General features: G+C 72.5%; 24 protein-coding genes. 12 read left to right on the top strand and 12 right to left on the bottom strand.

What is annotated here, in order from left to right:
* The first annotated feature begins 118 nt into the window (after window positions 1–118).
* On the top strand, window positions 119–1288 hold the full coding sequence (locus AB0L06_RS03810; protein ID WP_500229386.1) for an acyl-CoA dehydrogenase: 1170 nt from the start codon (window positions 119–121) through the stop codon (window positions 1286–1288).
* A gap of 103 nt (window positions 1289–1391) precedes the next feature.
* Here AB0L06_RS03810 and AB0L06_RS03805 read toward each other — a convergent pair whose 3' ends face one another.
* On the bottom strand, window positions 1392–3104 hold the full coding sequence (locus AB0L06_RS03805; protein ID WP_500229385.1) for an LCP family protein: 1713 nt from the start codon (window positions 3102–3104) through the stop codon (window positions 1392–1394).
* 143 nt (window positions 3105–3247) lie between these two features.
* On the opposite strand from AB0L06_RS03805, the gene AB0L06_RS03800 reads away from it, so the two are divergent.
* From AB0L06_RS03800 to AB0L06_RS03790, 3 genes are all read left to right on the top strand, one after another.
* Complete coding sequence (locus tag AB0L06_RS03800) at window positions 3248–4297, top strand: glycosyltransferase family 2 protein (protein WP_500229384.1); 1050 nt, start codon at window positions 3248–3250, stop codon at window positions 4295–4297.
* Between the two features lie 81 nt (window positions 4298–4378).
* A complete protein-coding gene (locus tag AB0L06_RS03795) occupies window positions 4379–4987 on the top strand; it encodes a hypothetical protein (protein ID WP_500229383.1) in 609 nt (202 codons plus the stop codon).
* 286 nt (window positions 4988–5273) lie between these two features.
* Window positions 5274–5951, top strand: a complete 678-nt coding sequence (locus tag AB0L06_RS03790; protein ID WP_500229382.1) for a hypothetical protein — start codon at window positions 5274–5276, stop codon at window positions 5949–5951.
* Window positions 5952–6105: 154 nt separating this feature from the next.
* Here the strand turns inward: AB0L06_RS03790 and AB0L06_RS03785 are convergent, their stop codons facing one another.
* Together AB0L06_RS03785 and AB0L06_RS03780 are read right to left on the bottom strand one after the other, a co-directional pair.
* Complete coding sequence (locus tag AB0L06_RS03785; RefSeq protein ID WP_500229381.1) at window positions 6106–6855, bottom strand: glycerophosphodiester phosphodiesterase; 750 nt, start codon at window positions 6853–6855, stop codon at window positions 6106–6108.
* Complete coding sequence (locus AB0L06_RS03780) at window positions 6852–7544, bottom strand: IspD/TarI family cytidylyltransferase (protein WP_500229380.1); 693 nt, start codon at window positions 7542–7544, stop codon at window positions 6852–6854. Before AB0L06_RS03780 ends, AB0L06_RS03785 begins: the two co-directional genes overlap by 4 nt.
* Between AB0L06_RS03780 and AB0L06_RS03775 the strand changes: the two genes are divergently transcribed.
* The 6 genes from AB0L06_RS03775 to AB0L06_RS03750 all read left to right on the top strand — a co-directional run bounded on the left by AB0L06_RS03775 (window position 7510) and on the right by AB0L06_RS03750 (window position 13775).
* The gene (locus AB0L06_RS03775; RefSeq protein ID WP_500229379.1) at window positions 7510–9273 is read left to right on the top strand and encodes a CDP-alcohol phosphatidyltransferase family protein; all 1764 of its coding nucleotides are present in this window, start codon (window positions 7510–7512) and stop codon (window positions 9271–9273) included. The two genes, AB0L06_RS03780 and AB0L06_RS03775, sit on opposite strands and share 35 nt — an antisense overlap.
* Complete coding sequence (locus AB0L06_RS03770; RefSeq protein ID WP_500229378.1) at window positions 9270–10007, top strand: DUF5941 domain-containing protein; 738 nt, start codon at window positions 9270–9272, stop codon at window positions 10005–10007. Before AB0L06_RS03775 ends, AB0L06_RS03770 begins: the two co-directional genes overlap by 4 nt.
* On the top strand, window positions 10004–10735 hold the full coding sequence (locus tag AB0L06_RS03765; protein WP_500229377.1) for a phosphocholine cytidylyltransferase family protein: 732 nt from the start codon (window positions 10004–10006) through the stop codon (window positions 10733–10735). Before AB0L06_RS03770 ends, AB0L06_RS03765 begins: the two co-directional genes overlap by 4 nt.
* Window positions 10736–10928: 193 nt before the next feature.
* Window positions 10929–12002, top strand: a complete 1074-nt coding sequence (locus AB0L06_RS03760; RefSeq protein ID WP_500229376.1) for an iron-containing alcohol dehydrogenase family protein — start codon at window positions 10929–10931, stop codon at window positions 12000–12002.
* Between the two features lies 1 nt (window position 12003).
* Complete coding sequence (locus AB0L06_RS03755) at window positions 12004–12897, top strand: CDP-alcohol phosphatidyltransferase family protein (protein ID WP_500229375.1); 894 nt, start codon at window positions 12004–12006, stop codon at window positions 12895–12897.
* Window positions 12894–13775, top strand: coding sequence for a glycosyltransferase family 2 protein (locus tag AB0L06_RS03750; protein ID WP_500229374.1), 882 nt, complete (start codon window positions 12894–12896; stop codon window positions 13773–13775). Before AB0L06_RS03755 ends, AB0L06_RS03750 begins: the two co-directional genes overlap by 4 nt.
* Here the strand turns inward: AB0L06_RS03750 and AB0L06_RS03745 are convergent.
* A complete protein-coding gene (locus AB0L06_RS03745; protein WP_500229373.1) occupies window positions 13772–14779 on the bottom strand; it encodes a nucleotidyl cyclase domain-containing protein in 1008 nt (335 codons plus the stop codon). The two genes, AB0L06_RS03750 and AB0L06_RS03745, sit on opposite strands and share 4 nt — an antisense overlap.
* 308 nt (window positions 14780–15087) lie before the next feature.
* On the opposite strand from AB0L06_RS03745, the gene AB0L06_RS03740 reads away from it, so the two are divergent.
* Window positions 15088–15363 (top strand): ribbon-helix-helix domain-containing protein, encoded by a 276-nt coding sequence (locus AB0L06_RS03740; protein WP_500229372.1) that lies wholly within the window; start codon window positions 15088–15090, stop codon window positions 15361–15363.
* 26 nt (window positions 15364–15389) lie between these two features.
* Here AB0L06_RS03740 and AB0L06_RS03735 read toward each other — a convergent pair whose 3' ends face one another.
* From AB0L06_RS03735 to AB0L06_RS03725, 3 genes are all read right to left on the bottom strand, one after another.
* Entirely contained in the window at window positions 15390–16031 is a 642-nt protein-coding gene (locus AB0L06_RS03735; RefSeq protein ID WP_500229371.1) for a GNAT family N-acetyltransferase, read from the bottom strand.
* A gap of 350 nt (window positions 16032–16381) precedes the next feature.
* Window positions 16382–16783, bottom strand: a complete 402-nt coding sequence (locus AB0L06_RS03730) for a DUF6292 family protein (RefSeq protein ID WP_500229370.1) — start codon at window positions 16781–16783, stop codon at window positions 16382–16384.
* Between the two features lie 157 nt (window positions 16784–16940).
* Window positions 16941–17768 carry a GntR family transcriptional regulator gene (locus tag AB0L06_RS03725; RefSeq protein WP_500229369.1) on the bottom strand — a complete coding sequence of 276 codons (828 nt, stop codon included), beginning with the start codon at window positions 17766–17768 and terminating at the stop codon, window positions 16941–16943.
* Between the two features lie 337 nt (window positions 17769–18105).
* On the opposite strand from AB0L06_RS03725, the gene AB0L06_RS03720 reads away from it, so the two are divergent.
* Window positions 18106–18414 (top strand): hypothetical protein, encoded by a 309-nt coding sequence (locus AB0L06_RS03720; protein ID WP_500229368.1) that lies wholly within the window; start codon window positions 18106–18108, stop codon window positions 18412–18414.
* 396 nt (window positions 18415–18810) lie between these two features.
* Here AB0L06_RS03720 and AB0L06_RS03715 read toward each other — a convergent pair whose 3' ends face one another.
* The 5 genes from AB0L06_RS03715 to AB0L06_RS03695 form a co-directional block, all read right to left on the bottom strand.
* Window positions 18811–21300 (bottom strand): HelD family protein, encoded by a 2490-nt coding sequence (locus AB0L06_RS03715; RefSeq protein WP_500229367.1) that lies wholly within the window; start codon window positions 21298–21300, stop codon window positions 18811–18813.
* 85 nt (window positions 21301–21385) lie between these two features.
* Window positions 21386–22150 carry an SDR family NAD(P)-dependent oxidoreductase gene (locus tag AB0L06_RS03710; protein ID WP_500229366.1) on the bottom strand — a complete coding sequence of 255 codons (765 nt, stop codon included), beginning with the start codon at window positions 22148–22150 and terminating at the stop codon, window positions 21386–21388.
* On the bottom strand, window positions 22147–22863 hold the full coding sequence (locus tag AB0L06_RS03705; RefSeq protein WP_500229365.1) for an acetoacetate decarboxylase family protein: 717 nt from the start codon (window positions 22861–22863) through the stop codon (window positions 22147–22149). Before AB0L06_RS03705 ends, AB0L06_RS03710 begins: the two co-directional genes overlap by 4 nt.
* Before the next feature lie 55 nt (window positions 22864–22918).
* Window positions 22919–23407, bottom strand: coding sequence for an SRPBCC family protein (locus tag AB0L06_RS03700; RefSeq protein WP_500229364.1), 489 nt, complete (start codon window positions 23405–23407; stop codon window positions 22919–22921).
* A 33-nt stretch (window positions 23408–23440) separates the two neighbouring features.
* Window positions 23441–24028 carry an HD domain-containing protein gene (locus AB0L06_RS03695; RefSeq protein WP_500229363.1) on the bottom strand — a complete coding sequence of 196 codons (588 nt, stop codon included), beginning with the start codon at window positions 24026–24028 and terminating at the stop codon, window positions 23441–23443.
* Window positions 24029–24130: the final 102 nt, after the last annotated feature.

The raw sequence follows: 24130 nt of genomic DNA, 5'->3' as shown, positions 1-24130 counted from the left end.
AAGCCCTTCCTCCTGTCTAGTCCATCCCCCGGAGGTCTTGCCGCCTCCCTGCGGGACCCTCCCACGCCCGGGGTCCCGCCACCGGACGGGCAGTGTACCGGCGGGTAGCATTCGCGCTATGAGTGCCGACTTTCCCGCGTACGCGCCGTCGGAGGAGCATGACATGCTCCGGCAGACGGTCCGCGAACTCGCCGATGCCAAGATCGCCCCGTTCGCCGCGGCGGTCGACGAGGAGTCCCGCTTCCCCCAGGAGGCCCTGGACGCACTGGTGCAGAACGATCTGCACGCCGTGCACGTCCCGGAGAACTACGGGGGCGCCGGGGCCGACGCCCTGGCCACCGTGATCGTCATCGAGGAGGTCGCACGCGCGTGTGCCTCTTCCTCGCTGATCCCGGCGGTGAACAAGCTCGGCACGGTTCCGGTGCTGCTGTCCGGCTCCGAAGAGCTGAAGAAAAAGTATCTGACTCCGGTGGCCAAGGGCGAGGCCATGTTCTCCTACGCCCTGTCGGAGGCGGACGCGGGCTCGGACGCGGCGGGCATGAAGACCCGCGCGGTGCGTGACGGCGACCACTACGTCCTCAACGGCGCCAAGATGTGGATCACCAACGCCGGGGTGTCGGAGTACTACACGGTCATGGCCGTGACCGACCCCGGGAAGGGCGCCAAGGGCATCTCGGCGTTCGTCGTGGAGAAGTCGGACGAGGGCGTCTCCTTCGGGCCGAAGGAGAAGAAGCTCGGCATCAAGGGCTCCCCGACCCGCCAGGTCATCCTGGAGGACGTCCGGATCCCGGCGGACCGCATGATCGGCGCCGAGGGCACCGGCTTCAAGACCGCCCTGGCCACCCTGGACCACACCCGCATCACCATCGCGGCCCAGGCCCTCGGCATCGCCCAGGGCGCGCTCGACTACGCCGTCGGCTACGTCAAGGAGCGCAAGCAGTTCGGCAAGCCGATCGGTGACTTCCAGGGCGTCCAGTTCATGCTGGCCGACATGGCGATGCGCCTCGAGGGCGCCCGCCAGCTCACCTACCACGCGGCGATCAAGTCCGAGCGCGCCATGCACGGCGAGAAGATCCCGGACCTGACCTTCGTCTCGTCCGCGTGCAAGTGCCTCGCCTCGGACGTCGCGATGGACATCACCGTCGACGCCGTCCAGCTCCTCGGCGGCTACGGCTACACCCGCGAGTTCCCGGCCGAGCGCATGATGCGCGACGCCAAGATCACGCAGATCTACGAGGGCACCAACCAGATCCAGCGCATGGTCATGGCCCGCCAGCTCCTCAAGTAGGCCTCTGACCAGACAGAACGCGCCCCCGCTCCTGCCGGAGCCGGGGCGCTTCTGTGTTCTCTGGTGCCGGACGATGCTGCGCCCGCCATGGCGCGCCGTCCGGCTACTTGCAGAGCTTGTCGCTGGCGGTCTTCGCCTCCACGTGCGCGTCGGACCCGGACGGCGAGCCAGTCGCGGACGGCTCGGACGACGGCGTGACGTGGACCTTCTTCGCCCCGCTCCAGTCGTCGCCCACCAGGACCTGCACGCGCGAGCCCAGCCCGCTGACCTGCTTCAACTTCGCCCCCGGGATGGCCGCGGCGAGCGTCTTGGCGGAGTCGGCCTTGCCGGGCCCGTACTGGATCAGCGTGGTGGAGCGGCCGCGTTCGGCGATGCCCGGGACGACCGTGACCTGGAAGCCGACGTCGCGCAGGTCGCCGCCCGCGCGCGCGGCGAGACGCGGGGTGCCGACCGCGTTCAGGACGCGGACGTCGATGTCCTTCGGCGCGACGGTCGGCGCGTTCGGATCAGAGGTCGGGGACGCGGGCGGCGCCGTCGCCGACGGCTTCGGCGACGGCTCGCTCAGCGGCTGGTCGTGCCGGATCCGGGAGAAGAGGTCGCCCGCGGACGACTTGTCCCACTGGACGGTCGACTGCAGCTGCGGCGAGTTCCACAGGACGGTGTTGAACCCCGGGTTCGACAGCGGGACCTTCGCGAACGTGACGTGGTCGGTGGACACGCCCTTCATCTGGTCGGCGAGCTTCGGCAGGTCCTTGGCCAGCTTCTTGTCGACGCGCAGCGAGTGCAGGGCCGCGTTCAGGAACTTCGTCGACTTCACCGGGTCGCTCAGCGTCTTGCTGCTGAGGGCCTGCTTCATCAGGGACGAGACGAACGCCTGCTGCCGGTCGATGCGGCCGAGGTCGGTGCCGTCCCCGAGCGTGTAGCGGGCCCGCGAGTACGCCAGCGCCTTCAGGCCGTCCACGTGGGACTTCCCGGCGGCCAGCTGGAGTCCGGACTTCGGGTCGTCGATGGCCTGCTCGGTGCAGACGTCCACGCCGCCGAGCGAGTCGACCATGTTCACGAAGCCGTAGAAGTTGACCTCGACGTAGTGGTCGATCGGCACCCCGGTGGCCTCCTTGATCGTCGCCACCGTGAGGTCCGGGCCGCCGAACTGGTACGCCCAGGTCAGCTTGCCGAACCGGCCCGGGACCTCCGCGCCCTTGGCGCCCTCCGAGCCGTTCGACTTGTGCGAGGGGATCAGCACGTAGGAGTCGCGCGGCAGGCTGATCACGCTGACCTTGTCGTGGTCACGGTTCACGTGGACGAGCATCATCGTGTCCGACCGCTCGCCCGGCTCGTGGCCGAGCTTGGCCTTGCGCTGCTGCTCCCGGGTCAGGCCCTCACGCCGGTCGACGCCCGCCACCAGGATGGTCATCGCGCCCTTCGGCGCGTCCTTGCCGCCGCCGAGCCCGCCGACCGACACCTTGTCGATGGTCCCGGTCACGTAGTTCTGGAACGCCCACGCCCCACCGGCCGTGAGCATCACGAACGCCGACATCGTCCCGGTGATCGCCAGGAACCGCCGCTGCCGCCGCGCGCTCATCACCGCGCGCGGGCCGAGCCCGGGATTGGCCCCCCGGTCCGGACGGCGCGGGCCGCGCGGCGTGTCCACGGTCACCCTCGGCGCGGGCACCCCGTCCACGGTGACCCCGTCGATCTCCCCGTCCTCGGCGGCCGGGGATCCGCCGGGGACCCCGCCCGGCCGTGGCCGGAAGTACCGCTCCAGGGGGTCGTCGCCCCCCCGGGAGCCACCGTTCGAGCCGTGCCCGTCCGTCATGCTGGCCGCCGCCTCCTGAACACCCCGTGCCGACGCGAGTCCGCACCACTCTAAAGTGGACGGCGCCTGTTCGTCGGCTACCTGGACCTCGTGTCCGTGCAGTAACGTGGCGCCGACTTGACCCGCCTTGAACCCAGGATCAGATGAACCCGCCTTCGCATACCCAGAGCGACCTGCAGGACGTCCGTTCCGCCCAGAACGCCGAGCGGACCTGGCCCGCGGTGTCGGTGGTCATGCCGGTGCTGAACGAGGAACGCCACCTCGACGACGCCGTCCGGCACACGCTGACCCAGGACTACCCCGGTGAGCTGGAGCTGGTGCTCGCGATCGGGCCGTCCCGCGACCGGACCGAGCAGATCGCGCGTGACCTCGCGACCTCCGACCAGCGGATCCGGGTCGTGGCGAACCCGACCGGACGGACGCCCCAGGGCCTGAACATCGCGATCCGCGCGTCGCAGTACTCGATCATCGTCCGCGTGGACGGGCACTCGCTGCTGCCGCCGGACTACGTCCGGGCCGCCGTCGAGACGATGGAGCAGACCGGGGCGGACAACGTCGGCGGGATCATGGCCGCCGAGGGCGTCACGCCGTTCGAGCAGGCCGTGGCGCGGGCGATGACCTCCAAGCTGGGGGTCGGGAACGCGCGGTTCCACACCGGCGGCGAGCCGGGCGAGGTCGAGACCGTGTACCTCGGGACGTTCCGGCGCAGCGCGCTGGAGCGGGTGGGGTTCTACGACGAGACGTTCGTCCGGGCGCAGGACTGGGAGATGAACCACCGGATCCGGCAGACCGGCGGGAAGATCTTCTTCACCCCGCGGATGAAGGTCACCTACCGGCCGCGTCCGAACCTGCGCGCGCTGGCCAAGCAGTACTACCACACGGGCCGCTGGCGCCGGGTGGTCGGCCGTGAGCACCAGGGCACGCTGAACCTGCGCTACCTCGCGCCGCCGCTGGCCGTCGTGGCGATGGTCGTGGGCGTGGTGGCCGGGGCCTTCGGGTTCTGGCCCGGCTGGATCCTGCCCGGCGGGTACGCGCTGGCGATGATCGCCGGGGCGGCCGTCGAGGGCCGCGGGATGCCGTTCGCCGCCTGGCTCCGGCTGCCGCTGGTGTTCGCGACGATGCACGTCTCGTGGGGCGTGGGCTTCCTCACCAGCCCGCCCGGCCTGGGACAGCCCAAACCGAACAAAAGCTGACAATTTCCACTAGCTGGACTGTGATCATGCACCTCCGGGGGCTAGGTTGACCGACCAAGCTTCGCTCCCCCGGAGGTGTTCATGTCCAACGGAGCCCGGCACGGCCTCGGTGTGCTGGCGGGGATCCTGGCGATCCCCGCACTGCTCGCACTCCTGATATTCGGTGCTCACCGGATCAACCGGCAGCAGCACGTGATCGCCGTGACCTACAAGGACGGATCCGTCACCGACGGGCTGTTCGTCCTGGGACTGCTGGTCGCGGGCGGTCTGGTGATCGCGCTGCTGTGCGGATCCCGGTTGTCGCCCCTCGCCTCGCTCATCGCCGGCGCGCCCCTGGCCGGCTACGGCGCCTACTGGGCGCTGCGTCCGATGCAGGCGCTCACGAAGATGACCGAAGTGCCCGGAGGCAAGGGCCAGTACGCCCTCGACGCCGCCATGGCCGCGCGCAGCGGCCTGCTGCTCGTGATCGGCGCGACCCTGGTGCTCGCGTCCTTCCCGCCCTCGCGCTGGCGTTCCCGCGCGGCGGACGACTCCCTCCCGTTCTCCGGCGACGCCGGTGAGCGCCCGGTCGCCGCCGCGTCCTGGACCCCGCCCGGCGACATCCCCGTGGCCGCCCGCCAGGAGGCCCCGCCCCTCTTCGACCGCCCGCCCGCGCCCGATCCCGGACACCCCGTCGCGGGCGCCTCGTAATCCGAACAAGCGCCTCGCGACCCGAACAAGCCCCTCGCGACCTGAGCGGGTGCCTCGTGGTCTGAGCGGTCGCCTTGTGGCCTGAGTGGACGCTTCGTGGTTCGGGTGGACGCCCTGTGACCTGGGCGGACGCCTCGTGGCCGAGCCCGGTCGCGTTTCTCGGCGGCGGCTCGTTCCATCGTTTCCTGTCTGATCTGACATTTCCGACTAATGGAACGGGACGCCGTCGAGTCGCGTCCGAACGGTCGTCCCCGCCGCACGGGGTCCGCTCATCCGGAGGTGGTTCATGAGCAACGGTGCCCGGCACGGGCTCGGCGTCCTCGTGGGGCTCGTCGCGTCCGTGGTGCTCCCCGCCTGGTTCCTCCTGTTGGCGAACAGGTTCTTCCACTGGCGGATGGCCATGAGCCAGTACATAACGCAGGGGACCGGAGGGAAGGGGGTCGTCCTCGTCCTGTTGCTGCTGGTCTCGGGGGTGCTGATCGCCGCGCTGTGCGCGCCGCGCCTGTCGCCCCTGGCGTCACTGATCCCCGGTGTTGTCCTGGTCGTGGTGAACACGCTCTGGCTCGTCCAGCCGCTGTTCGTCAGGGACCACATCGCGCGGCCCCTCGAGGATCGCTGGGTGATGGACTACCTGGACATGCTCTCCAGCGGGATAGTGCTGCTCGCGGGCGCTGTGCTGATCGCGATGTCGGTCCCGCCGTCCCGCTGGCGGGGCCGGACCAGGCCGGTGTTCGCGGGGGCGCCCGAGGCGTTCTCGGGCATCGCGGGGCCGGGGATGCCGGGCCCCGTGCCGCACGGGCACCCCGGGCCGGGAATGGGCGGGCACGGGATGCCGGGGTCCGGGATGGCCGGGCCGGGGGCGGCGGGCCCCGGGGCTTCGCCGGGGCCGTTCGGGCAGCCGCCCGCGTACCCGCCCGCGCCGCAAGCGCCGGGCACCCCGCCCGCCGCGCCGCCGCCCGCCTAGCCACCGGACGGCCGCGCCGCCGCCCGCTTGGTCGCCGGACGGCGCCAGGATGCCCGCCTGATTGCCGGACGGCCGCCGCGCCGCCCGGCTGGTTGGCGGACGGTTGCCAGGACGCCCGGCTGGTTGGCGGACGGCTGCCAGGACGCCCGGCTGCTTAGCGGACGGCTGCCAGGACGCCCGGGACGTCGTTGACGACCATGGCGTCCACCCCGGCCGCCGCGTAGGACGGCGCGGCCTCGGCGGACGGGCACCACGCCATGAAGGTCAGGCCCGCCTTGTGCGCCGTGTCGACGATCCGGTCGAGCGGCCGCAGGCGGGTGTCGGGGTGTTCGAAACCGCAGGACGCGGTGTGCACGGCGACGGCCTGGAAGCCGAGCCCGGCGGCGGCCGGGACGCCGTGCCACAGCGGGAACCGCAGCCAGGTCAGCAGGCCCAGCGGGACGTCCGGGACCTCGTCCTTCAGGTACGTCAGCAGGGACGGGTCGAACGAGGTCACCAGCAGCGGACGCCGCCGGGCCTCGCGGCGCAGGACCGGCGCGAGGAGCGCGCCGGTGCGCCGGGACGGGGCGTCCACGGCGTCCTCGAGGATGGTCTTGACGTCCACGTCGACCGCGACCTCGGGCGGGAGCTCCGCGAGGATCTCCTCCAGCCGGGGCAGCCCGGTCTCCTCGGCGGTCTGGTCGACGATGAACGCGCCGTCCGGGGTCGTCGGGTCGTGCCGCAGGACGAGCGCGTCGTCGGCGGTCCGGGTGACGTCGATCTCCACCCAGGGCGTGCCCGCGCGGACGGCGGCGAGGATCGAGTCCAGCGTGTTCTCCGCGACGGAGGCGCCGTCCGGGCCCGGGAGCGTGCCCGCGCCGAGGCCGCGGTGGCCGATGACGGTGGGGGGACTGTCGAAGATCATGAATCCTCCGCGGCGAGGTGCTCGGCGATGACGATGTCGAGCGGGTGGGTGACCTTGAGGTTGCGCTCGTCGCCCAGGACGACGGTGATCGGGACGTCCGGCAGGTACCGGTGCACGATCCCGCAGTCGTCGGTGGCGCGCAGCGCCGGGTCGGCGAGGGCCAGCTCGTAGGCCGCGCGGGCGGTCCCGAGCCGGAACCCCTGCGGCGTCTGGAACCGCACGAGCGACTCGCGCGGCGGCATCGCGGCGACCATCCCGCCGCTGACCTCGACGATCGTGTCGGACGACGGGACCCCGACCGCGACCGCGTCGTAGCCGTCCAGCCCGGCGAGCACGCGGTCGATGACGGCCCGGCCGACGAACGGGCGGGCCGCGTCGTGGAACAGCACGCGGGTGCCGTCCGGACGGTCCGCCAGGGCGCGCAGCGCGGCGGCGGACGAGGCCGTCCGGCTGTCGCCGCCCTCGATGATCCCGGTGACCTTGCGGAACGGCGCGACCATCGCGGCGGCGTCGCGCAGGTGCCCGGCGGCCATCACCACCAGCACCTCGTCCACGCCGGGATGCCCGTCGAACGCGGCCACCGACAGGGCGAGGATCGGCCGTCCGCCGACCTCGATGAGCTGCTTGGGGCGGCCCGCGCCCATCCGCTGCCCGATGCCGCCCGCGAGCACCACCGCGACCGTCGTCATGCACTTCCCTTCCGCACCGCAGCGCCGCGCCGTCCTCCGGGACGCGCGGCTCGACCCGTTCCGGATCTTTTCTACCGGACACGCCGCTGCGACGCGGACGGTCGCCGAATCACTACGCTCGGTCACCTACAGTGTTCCGACCCGGCCGGAGGCGCCGATGACCCTCGCCGTGATCATCGCGACCGGGCGGGCTCCCGGCCCGGACCCGATCCCGGCGGCCGCGGTGCCCGTCCCGCCGCCGGGCGCGTCCGGGGACGCCTCCGAGAGTCCGTCCCGCAGCGTGCTGAGCAGGCTGCTCGGCCAGCTCGACCGGCTCGGCGTGGCCGAGCGCCGCCTGATCACCCGGCCCGACCTCGCGCCGCCGCTCCGCAAGGACGGCCACGACCCGGTCGAGTGCGAGGACACCGCCGCCGACCTGCGGGAGATCTCCCGCCTGGCGTACGGCGCGCGCACCTCGGTGGTGCTGCTGCCCGGTGACCTGGTGATCAGCGACGAGCAGCTCGCCCGCCTCGTCCTGGACGCCGCGGAGCAGCCCGCCACCGCCGTGACCGTGCGCCGGGTCGGCGGCCGGGCCCGTCCCGTCCGGGCGGACGCCGCCGGACGCGTCGCCGCCGCGGGCTCGGCGTTCCACCGGGTGTCCGCCCCCACGGCCGACTCCCCGGGGCCCCTCCACATCGGCGAGCAGCGCACCGTCCAGGCCGCCGGTGTCGCCGACGACCTCGCCGGTCTGCTCGAACTCCCGGGCGCCCTTCCGCCCTCCATGGCGCTCCCCGCGTCCCCTGCGGGAGACGACGATTACGACGCTCTCGAACTGATGCTGGTCGGCCTCGTGCGCGCGGGGATGCCGGTCACGGCGCAGGCGGCCGTCCCGGAGCTGGTGTGCCGCCGGGTGGCCACCCCGGAGGAGGCCCGCGCGGCCGTGGAGGCGGCGGAGAGGGCCAACGAGCGACGGGTCCGGCTCCGGGCAGCGGTCAAGGGCAACGACGGCTGGTTCGCGACCTACGCGGTCAGCTCCTGGTCGCCGCTCCTGGTGAGGCTGGCCGCGTGGTTCGGGCTCACACCGAACAAGGTGACCCTCGCCTCGGCCGGACTCGCGGCGCTCGCCGCGTTCTGGTTCGGGAACGGCACCCGGAGCGGCATGGTCACCGGGGCCGTCGTGTTCTACTTCGCGTTCGTGCTGGACTGCGTGGACGGCCAGCTCGCCCGCTACACCAGGCAGTACAGCCGGCTCGGGGCCTGGCTGGACTCGATGTTCGACCGTGCCAAGGAGTACGTGGTGTTCGCGGGCCTGGCGGTCGGGGCGTCCGCGGCGGCCCTGGGCGGCGGCCTGCACGTCGCGAACGTGTGGGCGCTCGCCGTCGCCGCGCTCATCCTGCAGACCGTCCGGCACATGATCGATTTCTCGTTCCGCGACCGTCCCCGGCCGCCCGCGCCGGACGCCCCGGCCGCGCCGCTGACCGTCGCGGACGACCCGAACGCCGCCGCCGGGACCTCCGGCGCGGCGTCCGCCGGGACGGTCGAACGGCTGTCCCGGGCCACCGCGGGCATCCCGGCCGTGCACTGGGCGAAGAAGATCATCGTGCTGCCGATCGGGGAGCGGTTCGCGGTGATCTCGCTGACCGCCGCCCTCGGCAACGCGCGGCTGACCTTCGCCGTGCTGCTCGTCTGGGGCTGGATCGCGGGCTGCTACTCCCTGACCGGACGAGTGATGAGGGCTCTGCACGGATGACCGCGACCGACCCGCCCGCCGAGGCGCCCAAGACCACGACCCCTTCCGCCGGCACGGCCCTGCCCGACGCGACGGCCCGGCCCACGGCGACCTACCAGGCCGGCAGGCCGTTCGCGCCGGGGACGCCGATCACCGGGACGGCCCGGTTGCGCGCCTACCGGGACGACGGCCCGATCTGCGTGGCCCTCGGGACGCTCCCGCGCGGCCACCTGCCGCCGCTGCCGGGGGCGCTGGTCGCGCTCGCGGTTTCGGCCGTGCTGCTCGCGACCGGTGTGGGGGAGCAGCACTCGCTCGCGCTGTTCGCCCCGGTGGCCGTCCTCCTGCTGACCGGGCTGGCCTCGGGGCACGCGCATACCGGACGTCTCGACTGGCTCGTTCCGCCTACCATCCGCGCCATCGAGTATGGTTACCTGGCCGTACTGGGGTTCGCTCAGAGCGTGCCCGCGCCGCTGATCTTCGTGCTGCTCGGCGTGCTGGCGTTCCACCACTACGACACCGTGTACCGCACCCGCCAGGGATTCTGGCCGGCGGATTGGCTGTTCCCGGCCGGGCTCGGCTGGGAGGGGCGGATGCTCGTGGTCGCCCTCTTCGGGCTCTCCGGGTTTCTTCCGTTCGCGTACGCCGCGCTCGCCGCCTACCTTGGCGTGTTGTTCGCGTGCGAGAGCGTCCTCAGCTGGACGTGGCTCGTGCGCGGCGGCGGAGTGATGGACGACCTGGAGGAAGAGGGAACATGATCGGGATGGTGCTGGCTGCGGGAGCGGGCCGAAGGCTGCGCCCCTACACCGACACGCTGCCGAAGGCCCTGGTGCCCGTGGACGGCGAGACCACCATCCTGGACATCGCCCTGTCCAACCTGGCCGAGGTCGGGCTGACCGACGTCGTGATCGTCGTCGGCTACCGCGCCTCCGCCGTCGAGGAGCGCAAGGACGAGCTGGAGAAGAAGTACGGCGTCTCCATCACCCTCGTCCACAACGACAAGGCCGAGGAGTGGAACAACGCCTACTCGCTCTGGCTGGCCCGTGAGCACTTCGCCAAGGGCGTCCTCCTCGTCAACGGCGACACCGTCCACCCGGTGAGCGTGGAGAAGACGCTACTGGCGAACCGCGGCCCGCAGATCCTCCTCGCCGTGGACAACGTGAAAACTCTCGCGGACGAGGAGATGAAGGTCATCCTCGACGGCGAGGGGAACCTGCAGAGGATCACCAAGCTGATGGACCCGGCGACCGCGAACGGCGAGTACATCGGGGCCACCCTGATCGAGGCCGAGGCCGCCGCGGCGCTGGCCGACTCGCTCCAGGCCACCTGGGAGCGCGACCCCGACCTCTACTACGAGGACGGTTACCAGGAGCTCGTGAACCGCGGCGGAAAGATCGGCGTCGCGCCGATCGGCGAGGTCGCCTGGGTCGAGGTCGACAACCACGACGACCTGGCCAAGGCCCGCGAGATCGCCAAGACCTACTAGCCGTCCCGTCGCCGCCGCACGACCCGCGTCCGGGGTGCGGCGGCGACGCCGTATCGCACGGCGCGCCCGTCAGGACGGCACACCCGCCCCAGGCGGCGCGCCGTTCCCGCCGGAGGCGCACCGCACCGAGGTCCGCCCCCGGACACCGCCCCGACCCGGGCTCTTCGACCCCCCGCCCGAGGAAGAAGGCTTCATGCCACTGCTGACGCGGATGCTGAACGCGCCGCTGTCCATCGACGTCCGGCGCGGCGCGGTCGCGAGCCTGGGCGACCTGCTCGCCGACGGGCGGATCGCCACCGAGGGCCGCGTCGCGATCGCGGTCGGCCCGGGGCAGGGCGTCAAGATCGCCGAACACGTCCGCACGTCCCTGGCGGCCTGCGAGGTCTTCCAGGTGGACGGCGGGACGGTCGACGCGGCGGTCGAGCTCGGCGGGAAGCTGCGCGCCGGGCAGTACGAGGCGGTCGTCGGGATCGGTGGCGGCAAGACCATCGACGCGACCAAGTACGCCGCGACGCTGTCGGGGATCCCGATGGTGTCGGTCGCGACGAACCTGTCCCACGACGGCATCTGCTCGCCCGTGGCGTCCCTGGAGCACGACAGCGGCAAGGGCTCGTTCGGCGTCGTCATGCCGCTGGCGATGATCGTCGACCTGGACTACGTCCGGTCCGCGCCGGACCGGCTCGTCCGGGCCGGGATCGGCGACGTCGTCTCGAACTTCTCCGCCGTGGACGACTGGCTGCTGGCCGCCGACGCGGTCGGCGAGCGGGTCGACCGGATGGCGCTCACCGTCGCCCGCACCGCCGCCGAGGCGCTGCTGCACCAGCCCAAGTCGGTCGAGTCGGACGAGTTCCTGACCGTCCTCGCCGAGGGCCTGGTGCTGTCCGGGATGGCGATGGCGTTCGCGGGCGACTCGCGGCCCGCGTCCGGCGGCGACCACGAGATCATGCACGCCATCGACCGGCTGTTCCCCGGCACCGCCAACCACGGGGAGCTCGCGGGGCTCGGCGCCGCGTTCTGCTACCACCTGCGCGCGACCCACCTCGGGGCGGGCGAGGAGCGGCTGGCGGAGATCCTGACCTGCCTGGAGCGGCACGGCCTGCCGCGCACTCCGGGCGATGTCGGCCTGTCGGCGGAGCAGTTCGCCGCGGCCGTGAAGTTCGCGCCGGAGACCCGTCCCGGCCGCTATACGATCTTGGAACACCTCGACCTCGACGCCGCCGCGACCCGCGCGGCGGTCGACGACTATGTCCGGGCCTACGGAGGCTGACGTGACCGTTCCGACCGAGGGGGGACGCCCCCCCACACCCCCCGGTCCGACCGAGCCGGAGGCCGCGTTCGCGCCGCCTCTGGACGACCGCCCGTCGCGGAAGGCGGCGAAGGTCCGGGACGTCCGGCGTTATGGCCAGCCCCCTGGCCTGAAGGACCGGCGCAACGAGGAGCACTGGGCCGGCCGCTACTACATGCGGTCGCTGTCGCCCTACGTCTCCTGGATGGCGCTGCGGCTCGGGTTCAGCCCGAACCAGCTGACCTACATGATGATGGCCTGCGGCGTGCTCGCCGGAGCGGTCGTGTCGATCCCGGCGACGGGGACGGCCGCGATCTGGCCCGCGCTCGGCGGTGCCGTCCTCATCCAGGTCTACCTGCTGCTCGACTGCATCGACGGCGAGGTCGCCCGGTACCTGCGGCGCACCTCGGTCGCCGGCGTCTTCCTCGACCGGATCGGGCACTACCTGTCCGAGGTCGCGCTGCTGACCGGGCTCGGCTTCGCCGCCCAGGGCGGCTGGGGCAACGGCGGCTACGTCGAGCTGGGCCTGCTGGCCGCGCTCGGCGCGGCGCTGATCAAGGCCGAGACCGACAACGTGGTGGTCGCGCGGGCCAAGTCCGGCATGCAGGCCGACCCGTCCGGCGGCGACCGGGCGCTGCGGCCCCGGTCCACCAAGATCGCGCTGGCCCGGCAGGCCGCGTCCATGCTCGGCTTCCACCGGATCATCGGCGCCGTCGAGCTGTCCCTGTTCATCCTGGGCGCCGCGGTTCTGGACGCCGTGCTCAAGACCGACACCCCGGCCGCGATGCGGGTCCTGTGCGTCGCCGTCGCCGCGATCGCCGTCGTGCAGACCCTGCTGCACCTGATCAGCATCCTGGCCTCGCGGAGGCTCAAGTGAAACTCAGCGTCGTCGTCCTCACCATGGGCAACCGGCCGGTCGAGCTCGCCCGGTCCGTCCAGAGCGCGCTCGACCAGGAGCACGTGGACGTCGAGGTCGTCCTCGTCGGCAACGGCGTCGACCCGGTCGGCGAACGCGCCGGCGAGGCGCCGTTCAACGACCCGCGCGTCAAGACGCTCGGCCTGCCCAGCAACCTCGGCATCCCCGGCGGCCGCAACCGCGGCGTCGAGGCGTCCAGCGGGGACGTGATCCTCTTCCTGGACGACGACGGCTGGTACGGCTCGACCCGGCTCGGCGCCCACCTGCGCGACCGGTTCTCCGCCGACCCGTCCCTGGGGATCGTCTCGTTCCGCGTCCGCGACCCCGAGGGCGGGCCCGGCGAGCGCCGCCACGTGCCCCGGCTCCGCGCCGGCGACCCGGAGCGGTCGTCCGCGGTCACCACGTTCCTCGGCGGCGCCTGCGCCGTCCGCCGCGCCGCGTTCGACGCGGGCGGCGGCCTGCCCGAGGACTTCTTCTACGCGCACGAGGAGACCGACCTCGCCTGGCAGGTCCTCAACGCGGGCTACCACATCGTGTACGACGCGTCCGCGGTGATGTTCCACCCGGCCGTCCTGCCGACGCGGCACCAGATGTTCTACCGGTACAACGCCCGCAACCGGGTCTGGCTGGCGCGCCGCAACCTGCCGTGGCTGCTGGCCCTGACCTACCTGGGCGTCTGGGTCGGCATGACCGTCCTGCGCGAGCGCAAGCCGAGCGCGCTGAAGCCCTGGTTCCAGGGCTTCGTGGAGGGCTGGCGCAAGCCCGCGGGCCGGCGCCGTCCGATCTCCTGGAAGACCGCCTGGCGGATGACCCGCACGGGCCGTCCGCCGATCATCTAGCCCGCCGTCCGCCCGGCCCGGATCAACCTCCGGGCCCGGTGCAGCCGGACGGGCGGCAGCGCGCCCCGGTGCTCGTCGGTCTCGCCCTCGACGTCGCGTTCGAGGCCGCCGCCGTAGATGGCGGTCCAGCCGACGAGCCGGTGCTCCTTGACGTGGACGTCCATCCGCTCGAACGCCTCCGTCACGGGCAGCGCGTCGTGCACGCGCGCGGAGAGGATCAGCCCGAGCAGCCGGCCGGGCTCGGTGAGCCTGTCCTTGAGCAGCGGGGCGTCCAGGAGGCGTGAGGCGGCGATGACGGAGTCGCCGAAGGCCCCGCGCTCGTCCACGGCGGCGCGTCCCGCGTCGAGCGAGACCCGGAGCCGCAGGTCGAGGCCGGGCCCGGCGGCCCGGTCGTGCTGGCGCAGCTCGTCCAGCATCGCCGGGACGGCCCCCGTGACCAGCCGCTCGACCGGCACGCCGTCCGGCAGGAGCAGCAGCGCGCCGTCCCCGCGGTCCTCGCGGTACCAGACGGACGGGCCGGCGCCGACACCGTCGAGCGCGTCCTGGACGAGCGTGTAGGCGACGTCCCGGAGCGTCCGGCGGTCGCGCTCGGTGCGCCGCGCCGCGCCGAACCCGGCGATGTCGACGAACATGATCGAGCACTCCCGTGCCCCCCGCCAGAGCCCGCCGCCCGTGGGCGCGCCGGCCTGGGCCGCCCGATCACCCGGACGGTCCGCCGTCCGGGCGACGATCAGCGGCGGCCTTGCCGGAAGGTGCTCTCCGGCGTCGGCCGGCGGAGCGAGCAGGGCGCTCGCCGTGGTCCGCTCCTTCACCAGGAACATGGCCCGGCCGCCCTTGTCCGGGACGGTCCAGTGCCGTTCGTTCTCGGCCGGGGCACGGCGGTCGTCCCTTCCCCGGCCGTCCTGGCCGCGCAGCAACTTGAGCACGGTCAGCTGCGTCGCCGTGAACATCAGGGCCATGGTGACCAGCGCGGTGGCCATGACCAGCACGATCGTCTCGGGCATCTGGCGCCCCCGATCTCGCGACGTGTCCCGCCCAGTGCGGGCCACTCTCATGAGAGTAGGCTGTGATGTGAGCGATGTACATACGTTGCGCACACATCACATGCATAGCGTGGAAGTAAGAAGAGTAGAACCGTGACAAACCGGGTAAGCCCTTCCTCACCCTCGTTGACCGGCGTACGGCCGGGGCGCATACTGGCCGCACACGGCGGCGGCCACTGTGATCGCCCCGGGCGTGGCGGCCGGCCGCGCGGACGTGCCGACGGGCCGCGAGCGGGGCGAGGAGCCGTCCCGGTGGAGGAGACCCGCTGATGAACAAGTCCGAAGCCCCCTCGGCGGACCAGAGCCGCGACCAGGTCCCCCACCCCGAGGGCCCCGGCGCGCGCGAACGGGTCACCGTCAACCTCACCGCCAAGGGCGCCGCCGCCCTCACCGAGCTCATGCACCTCACCGGCGACACCAAGACCGACGTCATCAACCGCGCCCTCGGCGTCTACGCCTACCTGGAGAACGTCATCCAGCAGGACGGCAAGGTCTACGTCCGCGAAAACGACAACGCCGACCTCGAACGCGTCCGCTTCCTCTGACCTCAGCCCCCTCGGGCGTCCTGGAGTCAGCTCGCCTCGGCGCGCTGGACGGTGCCGTTGCACGCGCCGTGCGGCGTTCCGTTCGCCCGGCGGCCGTTCCGGCGCTCAGGCGCGGCCTCGACTGTGAAGGGCGGCCGTTCGGGATCGAGGAGGATGGCGCCGGTGTCCTTCTGGAACAGCGCTCCGGCGGGGTAGTCCGCGATCGCCGTCGACTGGCGGAGGAAGACGAACCCCTGCTCGCGGTAGTAGTCGTGCAGGTTCCAGTTGTCGGCCCAGACGTCGATCCTGATCCACTGGGAGCCGTGCTCGCGGCGCGCCGTGGCGCCGATCCAGTCCAGCAGGGCCGCGCCGAGGCCCCGGCCCGCGCACTGCCGCCGCACGACGAGGCGGTGCAGGTAGATCGCGGGTTCCTGGTGCTCCCACGGGGTCCACAGATGCTCGTCCGGGACCGGGGTGGCCGACACCGTCGCCACCGGTTCGGGGCCGTCCCACAGGAGCCAGGTCTCACCCCCCGCCAGGGCGGAGCGGACGCGGGCGTCGCGTTCCGCCTCGTTCGGGTAAGGATCGTTCCACTGTCTGATCCCCCGTCCGCGCAACCATCCGGCGGCGTCCTCGATGAGCCTGAGGACGATGGGCTGGTCGCTGGTGGAGGCCGGACGGAGTCGCAAGCCAGATCCCACGTTCAGTCCCGTTCGCGCGGTGTCCCGGGGCCCGGTGTCGGATCGCCGGTACGGCGCCGGGCCGTGAATTCTGCCCTTTACGGACAAAAATCACCGTAACTCACGCAAAGGAGACGAACGAGGGTGTCGGGGACGCAAGATTCCCGTACGCGGTCCGCGGGCCGGATCACGGGCTGGGTCACAGGCCGGATCACGGGCTGGAACGCGGTGCGGATCGCGCACGCTTCCCTCGTCCGCCGTGCCGCCCCCGGACGATCCGTCCGGCGACACGGCGGCGCTCGGTATCTCCCGGACCGGTCGCTCGTTTAGTCATCCCCGGTCCAGGGGTGCCGCCGTCCTCAGGCGAACCTGGCGCGCACCTCCGCGTCCAGGCCCTCCGGGTCGTCCTCGTGCGAACGGAACCTGCGGTACGGCTCCGACGTGCCCGCCGACATGCGCTCGGCCACCTCGGTGGGCTCGATCAGCACGCCGCCGCCCAGGTAGCGCGCGTCCTCGAGCCGCGTCCGGACGCCCGGCTCGCCGCTGACGTAGTCACCCACGCGCCAGCCGGACTCCTCGTCCCAGACCAGCGCGCGGCTGCCCATGACGATGGTGGCGTCACGCGGACCGGACGGGTCGAGCCACGCCTGCGTCGGCTCGACGCCGGCCGCCTCCAGCGCGCGGACGGACTCGGTCAGATACGGCCGGAAGACGTCGAGCTTGACGTCCTCGTGCGGCTTCACCACGACATTCTCTGCCACGGTTCTCTCCATCTCTGGTTGAGGCGGTCCCTGCCGGTCCGCCCATAGCTGTGAAGGGAGTGGGTCGTCGGTCTCGGTGCTCTGGTGGTCGCTCAAACGGGCGAAGGGTCGGCGATCAAGATCGTCTCACCGTCAAATTGCCGCCCTGGCGGCTGTGCTACTTCGATTTGCGCGCGGAATCGCCTCCAGAAGTGTCAATATCGCCAAGGGGAAGTTCGGACTCGATCACGAACACGTTGCGGTCGGTGGGATAGACCGTAAGGGTGTACCGGCACGGATTTCCCTCGGTGTCGGTCACCACCCGGCGGTGCACGAAAACCGGAACGGTCCCTTCGGAGGGCATGTCGAAGAACCGGATCTCGACCTCGTTCGGGGTGCGCACCCAGATCTGGTCGCGGTAGCTCGCCTGCCGGATTCCGAGGGTCTCCTCCAGGTACTTGACCGTCCCCTCCGCGATGTCCTCGGGACGCTGCAGGCGCATGGCGCCGCGGTCGACCAGCTCGATCGGGTAGAAGGACGTCTGGAGCGACCAGGGCACGTCCGCGCCGTCGTCGTCGGTGATGAAGCGCTGCTGGTGGCGCACCACCAGCATGTCTCCGACCTCGATGTCCAGTTCGCGCGCCTGCGGCTCGTCCGCCTGCTTGATCTCCACCGTCGGCACGGACGTCTTGGCCTGACGCTGCTGCTTGGCGACCTCGTCGACCCACGCCCTGCCCTCGCCGCCGCTGAAGCCGGTGTCCTCCGACGGCGTGAGCGTGATCGAGAACTTCACCGGCGGCTCGACCACGAAGGTGCCGAGGCCCGGCCTGGACTCCACGAGTCGCTGGACCTTCAACCGCTGCACGGCCTCCCGGACGGTGTTGCGAGCGGCGCCGTACTCGTTGGCGAGTTCCGCCTCGGTCTTGAGCTGCTCACCGGGGGCGAGATCTCCGTCGTGGATCTTCTGTCGAAGGTCGGCGGCGATCTCCTCATAGCGGGCGGTCATGGCACCTCCACGACTTCTCGACGCGAGACATCCCAACAACTTGGACAGTTCCTGACAGGTGGATGAGTCTCCTGGCTGGGTTCATCCTCGAAAACCCCATGATCGCATGTTTGCACCCGGTTATCCGTGGAAATGGGTTAGTTCAAGTGGTTGGGATGACCTGAACGAGTTACCTCGGTGGGTTGAGAGTACCCGTTCAGGTCGCTCAATACAGCAGAGCAGCACGGATATTCCGAGAAGTTCGGAACACCTGGCGGTCGTGGACCCTCTCTCCCCGGGGCGGGTGGCGATCAATGGCATCGAAAGGGACGAAAGAGACAAAGAGGAGGTCATTGTGATGATCGACATCGTCTATCTTCTGGTGGTGCTGGCGGTGACGGGGCTGCTGGCCAGCGTCGTCTTCCTGCTGCGGTTCGCCGTCATGAGCCGCCGGGCCCAGTTCTGGCGGCCGGACCTGGACGGTTCCGGACCGGCCAGCTACAGCACGCCCTTCATCTGGGCTCGCCGCTCGGCCGACGCGCCCGCCCCGGCGGAGCCGCACCGGCGCGTCCCGGAGGCGGGTGCTCCGGAGGTTCGCCCTCTGGACGGGCGCATCGCGGAGGAAGCGGCCACCGACCCCGCCCTGGTCGGGTTGAACATCGGCTGACCAGGCGGGACGCACAGAAAGAAGCCACCTGTGAGGCCCGATGTGAACCACACCGACCTCAGCTCGCAGGAGCCCTCGAGACGAGCTGACCCCGTGATCGTCAAGGAGCCCGGTTCGCTGGGCTCACCCCACGGCGGACCCGACCTGCCGCCTCCTGGAGACCGCCCCCGGGCGGACTAGCAGGCCGCAGGGCGGTGAACCCGCCTTCTGGACCAGGCGCCGACGTCGTCGCCGACATCCACCCCGACGACCCTGCCGACGAGATGGCCCCGACTCTCGTCGACTGACCGTGAAGGCCGGACGGCCCACCTCCTCACCGTCCCGGCCGGAGCGGCTCTCTCTTTCGTGGTCCGGACCGAAGGCGGTCCGGACGATCGTGTTTTGTGGGGCGACTCGTCAGTGGCCCAGGAGCAGGTTCTGCCAGTCCTGGTCGGCGGTGAGGACCGTGAGGCGCTGGGTGGCCCGGGAGACCGCCACGTACAGGACGCGCAGGCCGCGCGGGGACTGGGTCGCGACCGTCTCCGGGGCGATGATGGCGGCGGCGTCGAACTCCAGGCCCTTGGCCTCCAGGACGTCCAGGACCTGGACGCGTTCGGGCAGGCCGTCGGCGAGGCGGTCGCGGTCGGCGGCGGACCAGGCGTCGGCCGTCGGCATCGGGACGATCAGGCCGATCGTGCCGTCCACCTGGGTGAGCAGCTCCTCGGTGGCGGCGCGGGCGGCGGTGAGGTGGTCCTCCGCCGGGACGACCCGGACGACCGGGTCGAGGCCGGACTCGCGGACGGCGCGGGCGGGGCGGGCCTCGGGCAGGGCCTTGGCGAGCACGCGGGCCGAGACGGCGGCGATCTCGATGGAGTTGCGGTAGTTCGTGGTGAGCTCGTACTCGTGCCGGACGGTCCGGGCCGAGCGGGGGGCGGGCCGGCCGCGGCCGCGTCCGCGGCGGTTGCGGGAGGGCTGCTCGCCGCCGAGGGCGGCGTCCATGGCGGCGCGGGCGGCGGGGAGGTCCTCCCAGGCGGACTGGGCCGGGTCCTCGACGATCGTCCAGCTGGCCTGGCGGCCGCGGCGGCCGAGCATGCGCCACTGCATGGGGGAGAGGTCCTGCGCCTCGTCGACGACGATGTGCGCGTACTCGGGGCGCTCCTCGACGACGCCGTCGTCCACGCGGCGGGCGCGCTCCATGCGCTCGATCGAGGTGGTCAGCTCGTCCATGCCGGGCTCCCAGTCCTCGTCGGCGACGGCCTCGCCGGTCAGGACGTTCACGCCGTCCACGACGAAGGGGTCGCCGTCGGCGGGGGCGCGGCGGCGCGGCGGACGGGGCGGGGTGCCGAGCAGGGCGTCGATCTCGTCCAGCAGCGCGACGTCCTGGTAGGTGAGGACGCCGGAGCCCCAGGACGCGGCGAGGGCGGGAAGGGCGGAGCGGTCCACGTCGCGGGCGGCGGCACGGCGCAGCCGGGACGCGTCGGACAGCGCGGACAGCACGTCCAGCGGGGTGCGGATCGGCCACCAGGCCTGCAGGAAGTCGGTGAACGCGCGCTGCTCGCGGATCCGGACGCCGAACTCCTCGCGGCTGCCCAGGCGCGGCGCGGGACGGCCGCCGGTGTCCAGTTCACCGAGGCCGTCGGCGGCGAGGATCGAGTTCCAGAGGGCCAGTTCGCCCTGGCCGCCGGAGTCCTCCTCGACGGCCTGGGGGCCGCCGAGGTGGCCGAACGCGTCCCACAGGGCGTCCAGGAGGACGTCGGCGGCGCGTCCGCGGGCGGTGTTGACCGAGCCGCGGGCGCGGCGGTGCACCTCGGCGCGGGCCTTGTCGAGGCGGCCGCGGTCGAGGCGGAGCACCACGCCGCGGTAGACGACGCGCAGCTCGTCCGGCGCGTCCGGGGCGTGGTCGGCCACGGCGCGGCGCAGGACGTGGACCATCGCCTCCGCGCCCTTGATCCGGGCCAGGTCCGGGGTGTCGTGCGCGGTCGCGGTCGCGCCCGGGACGAGGTCGCCGAGCGAGCGCAGCGTCGCCGAGCCCTCGCCCAGGGACGGCAGGACGCGCTCGATGTAGGACGTGAAGCGCGCGTTCGGCCCGACGACCAGGACGCCGCGCGACCCGAACCGGCGGCGGTGCCTGAAGAGCAGATACGCGACGCGGTGCAGGGCGACGGCCGTCTTGCCCGTGCCGGGGGCCCCGCGCACGAGGACGGTCCCGTCGACGGGGGCGCGGATGACCTCGTCCTGTTCGCGCTGGATGGTGGCGACGATGTCGCGCATCGTGCCTTCGCGCGTGCGCGCGAGGGACGCCAGGAACGCGCCGTCGCCGACCACGGCCAGGCCGTCCGAGGCGTCCGGGTCGAGCAGGTCGTCCTCGATGTCGACGACCTTGTGCCCGCGCGAGTGCAGGACCCGGCGGCGGATCACGCCGCGCGGCTCCTCGGGGGTCGCGCGGTAGAAGTCCTCGGCGGCGGGCGCGCGCCAGTCGATGACCAGGGAGTCGTGCTCGCGGGTGCGCACGCCGATGCGGCCCACGTAGCGGACCTCGCGGCCGTTGATGATCCGCCCGGACGGCTGCGCGTCGTCGGCGTACTCGCGCGGGGCCAGGTCGAGGCGGCCGAACACCAGGCCGTCGTCGGCGATGTCCAGCGCGTGCGCGCGCTGCGCCGCCTGGTGGACCATCGCGTCCCGGTCGACCAGGGAGCCCTTGGTGCCGGCGAGGGACTGCCGGAATCCCTCGCGGAGCATGGCCCGGGCGTCCTCGCGCATCTCGCCCAGGCGGACGTACGCCTCGTCCACGAAACGCTGCTCGGAGGCGATCTCGCGGTCCTTCAGCGGGGCCGTCTCCGCCGTCCCGGCATCGGCGCCCCCACCCGTCGCGCTGCCGGGCGGACGGTCGGTGACCTCGGACGACATGGCTGCGGCTCCTCGCGGCTTCGGGCGGCGTCCCGGGACGGCCCCGGGAATGCGAAAGAGACAGCTTACGCGGTCCAAGGTCCACTCAGCGTGACGCCGTGACGCGTCCCACAAGGCGCGCGGTGGGGCCGGGGAACCAGCGCCGCGCGCGGGCCACGACCCTGGTCAGCGGGTCGGGGAGGACGTACAGGTCGTGCGCGGGGCGCGCGGCGAGCGAGCGGTCCACGGCGTCCAGGACTACGCCCGGCGGGATGCCGCGCATACGGCCGGTAGCGGCCGGATCGGCGGACGAGGCGGACCGGAACCCAGGGGTGTCGACCTGGCGCGGGCAGACGCAGCGGATCACGACGCCGCTGCCCGCGTGCTCGGCCGCGACCGCCTCCGCGTAGGCGTTCACCGCGGCCTTCGCCGCCGCGTACGCCGAGGTCTTCGCGACGGGCAGGAGCGCCGCGAGCGACGAGAAGAGGATCAGCTCGCCGCGGCCCCGCTCCAGCATCCCCGGCAGCGTCGCCCGGACGACGTGGACCGTGCCGAGGAAGTCCGTCCGGAGCACGTGCTCGACGTCCTGGAGGGGCTGCTCCAGCGCCGGGACCATCGGCCCGACGGCCGCCGCGTGGACCACCCGGTGCACCGCTCCGACCTCTCTGACCAGGGCGTTCACGGACTCGGCGTCGGCCACGTCGCAGTGGCGGACGTGCGTGTTGGGGGACCGGCGGGCGGTCTCGGCGAGGCCGCCGGCGTCCAGGTCGGCCGCGACGACGTCCCAGCCGGCGGCGGCGAGACGGCGGGCGGCGAGGGCTCCGAGCCCGCTCGCGGCGCCGGTGACCAGGGCCGTCCGGACGGTCGTCATGGCCGCACCTCCACGGCTTCCTGGAAGGTCATCCGCAGCCGGTCCACGGTGGCGGCGGACAGCGGGCGGGCACGGTCGAGGCCGAGCGCGCGCAACTCGTGCGCCACGGGATGATCGCCCAGCTTGAGGTAGGCGCCGCCGCCCAGGCGCATTCGGACGCCGCCGGGGGAGACCGTCCAGGGCGTCCGGCGGGTGACGCCGTTCATGGAGCTGTAGGCGTCCACGCTTGGGACGCCCCTACCGGGCGGCATCGGAATGCCGGGCTGGACGTGCATCTCTATGGCGGTCCTCCCGTCCACGCGCACGAGGCAGCGCTTGGTGCGGGTGGCGAGGTCCATGCGAATGTCGGCCATCTCTTTGGGGAAGCCCCAGATCGTCCGTCCGGCCTCGAGCGTGAACGTCTGGTTCACCGGCAGCCAGTGGATGAACGCGCCGACCCGTTCCGCCCCTCTGACCAGGAACGCGACCGCGAACTCGTGGTACGGGCCGAGATCGCCGTCCGCGTACCGGACGAACGCCAGCGAGCAGATCGCCCGTCCGGGCAGCGGGCGCGCGACCTCCAGCCCGGAGTAGGCGATCACGGCCTGCGCGGCGGCGGCCGGGACGGGGAACATCGCCGACGCGACGGCGGCGTCCCGGATCTCGACCGGGAGCGTGACGCGGTCGCCCTGGATCAGGTGGGTCGCCGGGGCGGGCGCGGCATCGGGGGGCACGCCATTAGTAGAACAGGTTCCTGTTTTCGGCTCAAGACCGTCTCGCGGAGTCCGTTCAGGCTTCGATGGCGGCGCGGACGCGGCTCAGCGTCGCGCGCATGCCGCGCCGGTTCAGCTCGGCGCGGTCCTCGGCGCGGACGCCGGTGAAGACCCGTCCGAGCAGCGAGGCGAACCCGGCGGTGCGCGAGTCGCGGCGCAGGTCCTGCCAGTACTCGGCGAGGCGGGAGGACGCGCCGTCCCCGATGCCCTCGACCCGGTAGCCCCACAGCGCGACCGGCATGCCGAACGTCGTCACCCGGAACGCCAGCGCCCGGCCCGGGATCGCGGCCGTGACCTCGCAGGTCGTGAACCAGAGGCGCCAGCCGAGGCGGTTGAACCCGACGAAGCGGGTGCCCTCCTCGATCTCGCCGCCGTCCCGGATCCACACCCGGAACAGCTCCGGGCTCCACTCGGGCATCCGGCGCAGATCGGCCACCGCCGCGTACACCTCGTCCGGGGACGCCGCGATCGGCACCGACTCCTCGACCGTCCACTCCCGTTCCATGGGGGCCATTACAGCAGGGGCCGCTGGAGCGCGTCAGAGCAGGTGGGCGTAGGCCCGGCGCCACTCCTCGAACCACTCGGCGAACCACGGCGACCGCGCGGCCAGCGGCAGGATGTAGGTGATCGTCTCGGCGTAGTAGCGGCGCTGGAAGTCCGGCGGCATGTTCTCCAGCGTCTGCACGTTGCTCGCCCGGTCGGCCAGCTTCACCAGGACGGCCTTGTCCGGTGCGTCGCCGAGTCTGCGCAGGTAGGTGGCCTTCGCGGCGCGCTTCTCCTTGCGCCCGAGGCCGCCGGTGGGCGGCTTGGTCACCCAGTCGACCAGCTCGGCGACCTCCTCCCCGAACTCCGTCTCGATCTCGGCGACGGTGGCGGGGGTGTCCTCGACGACGTCGTGCAGCAGGACCGCCGCGAGGGTGGCAGGATCGGAGACGCCGGCCCCCCGCACGAGGACCTCGAGCGCCTCCAGCAGATGCTCGGCGTAGGGTGCCCCGGTGGGCCGGGTCTGGTCGCCGTGCCGGCGGAGCGCGGCCTCCGCGGCGCGCGTGAGGACGGGCAGCGCCGGGTGGCCGGCCAGGTCCGCCCGGGCGTCGTCCCAGGTCCGCCAGCTGGTGAAGGTCCGCACGTCGGGTCCGTTTCCGCCGGGCGCGGTCCGGCCGCGCGTGAGGATCGCGCGGTGTGGCCGCGCGGGTGGCGCGGTGGGTCCGCGCTTGAGAGTCGTGACGTC

The sequence above is a fragment of the Spirillospora sp. NPDC052269 genome (assembly GCF_040679435.1).
GTDB lineage: Bacteria > Actinomycetota > Actinomycetes > Streptosporangiales > Streptosporangiaceae > Spirillospora.
The sequence above is the reverse complement of the archived record's forward strand: the minus strand, read 5'-3'. Positions and strand labels throughout refer to the sequence as shown.

What these genes read in the sequence shown, in the direction of transcription:
- AB0L06_RS03810 (WP_500229386.1), top strand. Translation starts at nt 119, where the DNA reads ATGAGTGCCGACTTTCCCGCGTACGCGCCGTCGGAGGAGCATGACATG.
- AB0L06_RS03805 (WP_500229385.1), bottom strand. Translation starts at nt 3,104, where the DNA reads ATGACGGACGGGCACGGCTCGAACGGTGGCTCCCGGGGGGGCGACGAC.
- AB0L06_RS03800 (WP_500229384.1), top strand. Translation starts at nt 3,248, where the DNA reads ATGAACCCGCCTTCGCATACCCAGAGCGACCTGCAGGACGTCCGTTCC.
- AB0L06_RS03795 (WP_500229383.1), top strand. Translation starts at nt 4,379, where the DNA reads ATGTCCAACGGAGCCCGGCACGGCCTCGGTGTGCTGGCGGGGATCCTG.
- AB0L06_RS03790 (WP_500229382.1), top strand. Translation starts at nt 5,274, where the DNA reads ATGAGCAACGGTGCCCGGCACGGGCTCGGCGTCCTCGTGGGGCTCGTC.
- AB0L06_RS03785 (WP_500229381.1), bottom strand. Translation starts at nt 6,855, where the DNA reads ATGATCTTCGACAGTCCCCCCACCGTCATCGGCCACCGCGGCCTCGGC.
- AB0L06_RS03775 (WP_500229379.1), top strand. Translation starts at nt 7,510, where the DNA reads ATGCCGCCCGCGAGCACCACCGCGACCGTCGTCATGCACTTCCCTTCC.
- AB0L06_RS03780 (WP_500229380.1), bottom strand. Translation starts at nt 7,544, where the DNA reads ATGACGACGGTCGCGGTGGTGCTCGCGGGCGGCATCGGGCAGCGGATG.
- AB0L06_RS03770 (WP_500229378.1), top strand. Translation starts at nt 9,270, where the DNA reads ATGACCGCGACCGACCCGCCCGCCGAGGCGCCCAAGACCACGACCCCT.
- AB0L06_RS03765 (WP_500229377.1), top strand. Translation starts at nt 10,004, where the DNA reads ATGATCGGGATGGTGCTGGCTGCGGGAGCGGGCCGAAGGCTGCGCCCC.
- AB0L06_RS03760 (WP_500229376.1), top strand. Translation starts at nt 10,929, where the DNA reads ATGCCACTGCTGACGCGGATGCTGAACGCGCCGCTGTCCATCGACGTC.
- AB0L06_RS03745 (WP_500229373.1), bottom strand. Translation starts at nt 14,779, where the DNA reads ATGCCCGAGACGATCGTGCTGGTCATGGCCACCGCGCTGGTCACCATG.
- AB0L06_RS03740 (WP_500229372.1), top strand. Translation starts at nt 15,088, where the DNA reads ATGAACAAGTCCGAAGCCCCCTCGGCGGACCAGAGCCGCGACCAGGTC.
- AB0L06_RS03725 (WP_500229369.1), bottom strand. Translation starts at nt 17,768, where the DNA reads ATGACCGCCCGCTATGAGGAGATCGCCGCCGACCTTCGACAGAAGATC.
- AB0L06_RS03720 (WP_500229368.1), top strand. Translation starts at nt 18,106, where the DNA reads ATGATCGACATCGTCTATCTTCTGGTGGTGCTGGCGGTGACGGGGCTG.
- AB0L06_RS03715 (WP_500229367.1), bottom strand. Translation starts at nt 21,300, where the DNA reads ATGTCGTCCGAGGTCACCGACCGTCCGCCCGGCAGCGCGACGGGTGGG.
- AB0L06_RS03710 (WP_500229366.1), bottom strand. Translation starts at nt 22,150, where the DNA reads ATGACGACCGTCCGGACGGCCCTGGTCACCGGCGCCGCGAGCGGGCTC.
- AB0L06_RS03700 (WP_500229364.1), bottom strand. Translation starts at nt 23,407, where the DNA reads ATGGAACGGGAGTGGACGGTCGAGGAGTCGGTGCCGATCGCGGCGTCC.